The sequence below is a fragment of the Leucobacter sp. Ag1 genome, assembly GCF_000980875.1.
Classification (GTDB): Bacteria; Actinomycetota; Actinomycetes; order Actinomycetales; family Microbacteriaceae; genus Leucobacter; species Leucobacter iarius.
Window position 1 is genome coordinate 1 of the sequence record NZ_LAYO01000033.1, and the last position, 5570, is coordinate 5570.

General features: G+C 70.2%; 7 protein-coding genes. All 7 read right to left on the minus strand.

Annotated features, from left to right (window positions below):
- Positions 1–602, minus strand: a 602-nt coding sequence (locus tag XM48_RS00240) for an Ldh family oxidoreductase (protein WP_197074100.1), incomplete at its 3' end; no start/stop codon positions are given.
- 2 nt (positions 603–604) lie between these two features.
- Positions 605–1432: an ABC transporter permease gene (locus XM48_RS00245; protein WP_052961196.1), complete on the minus strand. Its 828-nt coding sequence runs from the start codon at positions 1430–1432 to the stop codon at positions 605–607.
- Positions 1429–2196: an ABC transporter ATP-binding protein gene (locus XM48_RS00250; protein WP_046453766.1), complete on the minus strand. Its 768-nt coding sequence runs from the start codon at positions 2194–2196 to the stop codon at positions 1429–1431. Before XM48_RS00250 ends, XM48_RS00245 begins: the two co-directional genes overlap by 4 nt.
- Complete coding sequence (locus tag XM48_RS00255; protein WP_052961197.1) at positions 2193–3248, minus strand: ABC transporter substrate-binding protein; 1056 nt, start codon at positions 3246–3248, stop codon at positions 2193–2195. Before XM48_RS00255 ends, XM48_RS00250 begins: the two co-directional genes overlap by 4 nt.
- 118 nt (positions 3249–3366) lie before the next feature.
- Positions 3367–3747: a hypothetical protein gene (locus XM48_RS00260; RefSeq protein WP_046453767.1), complete on the minus strand. Its 381-nt coding sequence runs from the start codon at positions 3745–3747 to the stop codon at positions 3367–3369.
- Between the two features lie 45 nt (positions 3748–3792).
- A complete protein-coding gene (gene aroB / locus XM48_RS00265) occupies positions 3793–4890 on the minus strand; it encodes a 3-dehydroquinate synthase (protein WP_046453768.1) in 1098 nt (365 codons plus the stop codon).
- Positions 4887–5570: shikimate kinase (locus XM48_RS00270; RefSeq protein ID WP_052961198.1), on the minus strand; the 684-nt coding region annotated here is incomplete at its 5' end. The genes XM48_RS00270 and aroB, both read right to left, overlap by 4 nt.

Consider the following 5570-nt stretch of genomic DNA (forward strand, 5'->3'; position numbering starts at 1 on the left):
GCCGCGAGCGTCGCGCGCGAGGTCGCGAAATCGACGACGAGCGGCGCTGCATCGGAGCGCGGGGCGGCGAACGCGATGGGGTTCGTGCCGATCGCCGGGGCCGTCCCACCCCACGGCGCGACCGCGGCCGGTGCCTGAGCGACCGCAAGGGCGACGAGACCGCCGAGCGCGAGCTCGCGCACCGCCAGGCCGAGTACCCCGAGCGCTCCGACCTCCCGCAGCGCGACCGCTCCGATACCGTGAACGGCAGCTGCGGCAGCGGCCTCGCGCGCGGCGCGCGCCAGCGCCAGGGGTCCGGGGATCCCGGACGCGACGATGCTCGACAGCGCTCGGGCCCCGTCTCCGGCTCCCCCGGGGGCCGGGCCGGCCGGACGGACGAGCGCGGCGGACCGCAGATCCCGCGCCAGCATCGCGACGCCGAAACCGGGGAGGCCGAGCGCCTCGGCTCGGGCGATCCAGCGGGCGGCTCGGCGCGCGTCCTCGTCCGCGAAGCCCGTGCCGGGTCCCGCGAACGGAGCGATCGTACGCTCGATCCGCGCGACCAGCTCGGCGAAGGCCAGCTCGATCGTCCGGTCGGGCTGGTGTTCCTGTCGCTGCGGCACGATCAGTACTTCACCCAGGGCACCACGCGGCGCTCGATGACGCCCTCCAGCGCGGTGGCGGCGTAGCCGAGCGCCGAGATCGTGACGATCCCGACGTACATCTTGGACACCGCGAACGTCGACCAGGAACTCCAGATGAGGTACCCCAGCCCGCTCTGCGATCCCACGAACTCCGAGGCCGCGATGATCACGAACGCACCGCCGGTCGCGAGCTTCATGCCCGTGAAGATCGACGGAAGCGCGTATGGGAAGGACACCGTGAACCAGCGCTGCAGGCGGGAGGCGCCGTTCGCCCGCGCCACGTCCTCGTACAGCGGCGGCGTCTGCATGACCCCGCTCATGGTGTTGAAGAACAGGTAGAAGAAGACGCCGATCGCCACGATCACGTACTTGCTCGTCTCGCCGAGGCCGAAGATGAGCAGGAGCAGCGGGAAGATCGCGACCTTCGGGATCGGCAGCAGGCTCGAGAAGATCGGCTCGAGCAGCTGCCTCAGCGGCCGGACGGTTCCGAGCAGCACACCCAGGAGCACCCCGGGGACCGCACCCAGCACGAAGCCGATGAGGATGCGGGACAGGGTCATGGCGGTGTGCTCGAGCAGCACCCCGTCGAGCAGCATCTTCACGAAGGTGGAGACAATGGAGGAGGGAGGCGGGAAGAAGCGCGCATCGAGCACCCCGACCCGGCTCAGCAGCTCCCACACCAGGATGAGCAGCAGCGGCGTGTACGGGCCGATCCGGCGCACCCACGCGGATCCGCGCTCGGCGCGGACGGCGTCCACCAGCAGACGCCGGGTCTCGTCCGGTCCGGTCTGCTCCAGTTGCGCGGTCACGCGGCCTCCCCCTGTTCGGTGCCGTGCTCCAGCAGGTTCCAGAGCTGGTAGGTGATCTCGCCGTACCGGGGATCGCGGCGCAGCTCGATGATGTCGCGCGGGCGCCCGAACGGGATCTCGATCTCCGCGATGATGCGGCCGGGCCGATGCGACATCACGACCACGCGGTCCGCCAGGGTGAGCGCCTCGTCGACGCTGTGCGTGATGAACAGCACCGACTTCGAGGTCCGTTCCCAGATGCGCAGCAGCTCCTGCTGCAGCGCGACGCGGGTCTGCTCGTCGAGCGCACCGAACGGCTCATCCATGAGCAGCACGTTCCCGTCGTCGGCCAGCGCACGGGCGACCGAGGTCCGCTGACGCATGCCGCCCGAGATCTGGGCCGGGTAGTAGCTCGCGAACTCGGTGAGACCGACGAGCTGCAGCAGTTCGCGCACGCGTTCCCGGCGTTCGGCTCGCGGGACGCCGCGCAGCTTGAGCGGGTACGCGACGTTCTCCGCGACGGTGAGCCACGGGAACACGCCGTGCTCCTGGAACACGACCGACGGCCGGCTCTCGGTGGTGACGGAGCCGAGGCTCGCCTGTTCGAGGCCTGCGGCCACGCGGAGCAGCGTGCTCTTGCCGCAGCCCGACGGGCCGAGCACGCAGACGAACTCGTTCTCGCGGACCTCCAGCGAGACGTCCTCCACGGCGACGAGGACCTCGTCCTTCGATTCCGCGCTCGGGAACGCCTTCCAGAGCCCCTGGATCGAGATGCCGGTGCTCACGAGCTCGCGCTCGGCTGCTTCTCGGAATCCGCGACGGCCTGCTGCAGGATGTCCTTGCGGAAGATCTTCTCGATACCGGAGTCGCCGTCGAACTCGAGCGCTCCGCGGTCGCGGAAGAACTGCTCCTGCCGGGCGACGTCCTTCCAATCGATCGCACCCTCGGGATCCTGGCGGGTCAGACCGATGGACTGGAGCGTCTCGACGGGCAGGTCCGTGTACTCGGCGATGATCTTCTGGTCGGCCGGATCCTTCCAGCCCCCGTTCTCGAGCTCCTTGACCGCGCGCAGGTACGCCGCGGTGAAGGCGGTGACGGCCTTCGGGTGCTTCTGCACGTAGTCGCTGTTGAACACGAGCGCGCCCAGCTCGACGCCCGACTGGTAGTCGACCCCGAGCAGTTCGTGACCGATCTTCTTCTGCGCGATGGCCGAGGAGATGGGCTCGATGGTCCAGCTCGCGTCGATGGAGCCGTTCGCCATCGCGGGCGGGATGTCCCCGGGGCTCAGGTTGACGAGCTTCACGTCGTCGAGGCCCAGCCCGACCGACTTCAGGGCGAGCGCCACCGAGTAGATGCCGAAACCGCCGTCGCCGGGGATGCCGATCTTCTTCCCCTTCAGATCCTTGGCATCGGTGATCCCAGACTTCTCCGAGGCCATCAGCGGCGCGGGGTTCTTGCCCTCGGACGGGATCTTGGAGACGCTCGCGATGACCGAGATCGAGGTGCCCGCCTTGGTCGCGTTGAACAGGCCGGCGCCCCAGGTCGCACCGCCGGCCGTGATGCTGCCGGTGCTGACCTGCTGGTAGGTCTCTCCCGAGCTGCCGCTCTTCGAGATGAGCTCGACGTCGAGACCGGCGTCCTCGAAGTAGCCCTTCTTCTCGGCGAGGAAGAACGGCGCGTAGTCGGCATAGGGCGAGTACAGGAACGTGATCTTCGGCGCATCCGCAGCCGACTCGCTGCTCCCCTGTGCATCGTTCCCCCCGCTCGCGCAGCCCGTGAGCAGCGCCAGGGCGGTGAGGAGGGCAGCGCCTCCGGCGAGTCGTCGTCGAAGCGTCATCGGGGCTCCAGGAGGTTCGGGGGCGCCGGTCGGCGCCCGATCGGGTCTTCCCGAAAACCTATCGGCCCAGCGAACTCACAGAAGATCTTGCATGTCACATACGGTCACGCGGGAGAACTCACAGTTCGTCCGCGTCCTCATCGCCCTCATCTTCGCCGTCGAGGCGTGCCTCCAGCTGCGCGATCTCCGCGCGCACGGCGACGACGACCTCGGGATCGTCCTCCCAGAGCTCGAGGAACTCGGAGTCGGGTTCGATCATCGAGGTCAGCAGCTCGATACCGCGCTCGAGGTGCGCGTCCAATCGTTCGAGGTCCCCGGGCCACACTGTGCTGCGGCCGAGCACGGCGAGCAGGTAGCACGCCGCTCGCACGCGATCGTAGTCGTCGTCGTACTGGAACGCGTCCGCGATGTGCGCGTCCATGTCGAGACCCGCGAACACCGCGGCGAACCAGTCCGCCGCCCCGTCGGTGTCCCACGGTGAGACTCCCCACGCACCCATGCGTTCCGCCTTTCGTCGTGCCCGACCGCTGCGGGCGTCCGCTCGCTAGTTCGCGATCTCCTGGTACGCGAACTGCAGCACCGACTCGTCGACACCGGCGAGCACGCGCGGCTTCGCGATGTCGTCGAGCACGATGAATCGCAGCATGCCCGCGCGGGCCTTCTTGTCGCGCTGCATCGCCGAGAGCAGCCCGGGCCAGCGGCCGGCGGGGTACGAGAGCGGCAGCGTGAGCGAGGAGAGGATCCGGCGGTGCCGCTCCACCGCCTCGTCCGAGAGGGATCCCGCCATGCGACCGAGCTCGGCCGCGTACATCATGCCGATCGAGATCGCGACGCCGTGGCGCCACTGGTACCGCTCAGCATGCTCGATCGCGTGGCCGAGCGTGTGGCCGTAGTTGAGGATCTCGCGCAGGCCGCCCTCGCGGAAGTCCTCGGAGACCACGCGGGCCTTGACCCCGATGGCCAGCTCGACGAGACGTCGGAACTCGGGGGTCTGCGGATCGGTCGCGCGGTCGACGTCGGCCTCGAGCAGATCGAGGATCTCGGGCTCGGCGATGAAGCCGCACTTGGCGACCTCGGCGAAGCCCGCGAGGATCTCGTTGCGCGGCAGCGTGTCGAGCAGGGCGAGGTCGCAGATGACCGCGTGCGGCGCGTAGAACGCGCCCACGAGGTTCTTCCCCTCGGAGGTGTTGATCCCCGTCTTGCCGCCGACCGCGGCATCGACCATGCCGAGCACGGTCGTCGGGATCTGGACGAGGCGCACGCCGCGCAGCCAGGTGGCCGCGACGAAGCCGGCGAGATCGGTCACCGCGCCGCCGCCCAGACCGATGATCGCGTCGGAGCGCGTGAAGTCGGCCTGGCCGAGCACTCCCCAGCAGAAGGACGCGACCTCGATGCGCTTGGCCGACTCCGCGTCGGGCACCTCGGCCAGCAGGACCTGGCCGTAGCGCTCCTGCAGCGAGTTGCGGAGCTCGTCCGCGAAGCGACCGACGGTCGGCGTGTGGATGATGAGCACCTTCGCGACGCGGTCGCCGAGGGCCTCGGGCACCCGATCGAGGATCCCCCGTCCCACCGAGATCGAATAGTCGGCGTCCCCGGTCACCTCGATGGTGGTCACGGACGACTCGCTCGACGGTTCACTCACTCGGACTCTCCTTCGGATCTGCTGCGGTTCCTGGCCTGCTCGGCCGCTCGTTTGCGGCCCTGCGCGCGCACCCATTCCGCGGCGCGCACGGCCAGCTGCTCCTTGGTGGCGCGGTCGGTGCGGAAGGTCACGTCGGCGACCTCGTCGTAGAGGGGCTTGCGCTCCTTGAGGATGCGCCCCCACGCGCCCGGATCGTCGCGCAGCAGGGGCCGGCGCGACAGATTGGCGGTGCGCAGCACGGCGCGCTCCGTGGTCATGAGCAGCACCACGGGGTGCGCCGCGAGCCGCTGCCGGGTCTCGGGGTGCAGCACGGCCCCGCCGCCGAGGGCGACGATGCGGGCGCCGGGCTCGGCGAGCTGCGCCGCGATCACCTCGGCCTCGATGCGGCGGAACTCGGGCTCGCCGTGCGCCGCGAAGAACTCGGTGATGGCGCCGTGCTCGCGGACGAAGACCGCGTCGGTGTCGACGAACGGCACCCCGAGCTCGCGGGCCAGGCGACGGCCGAGGCTCGTCTTGCCCGCGGCCATCGGGCCGACCAGCACCACCGCGAGGTCGGGCACCCGTCCGCGCCGGCGTCGGCGTGCCGGGCGACGCCGCGCACCGCGGCGGGACGCCGCAGCCGTCGTCTCGGTCGCCTTCTCGGCGTTCGGACGCCGGCCGGGCTCCCGTTCATCGGGAGC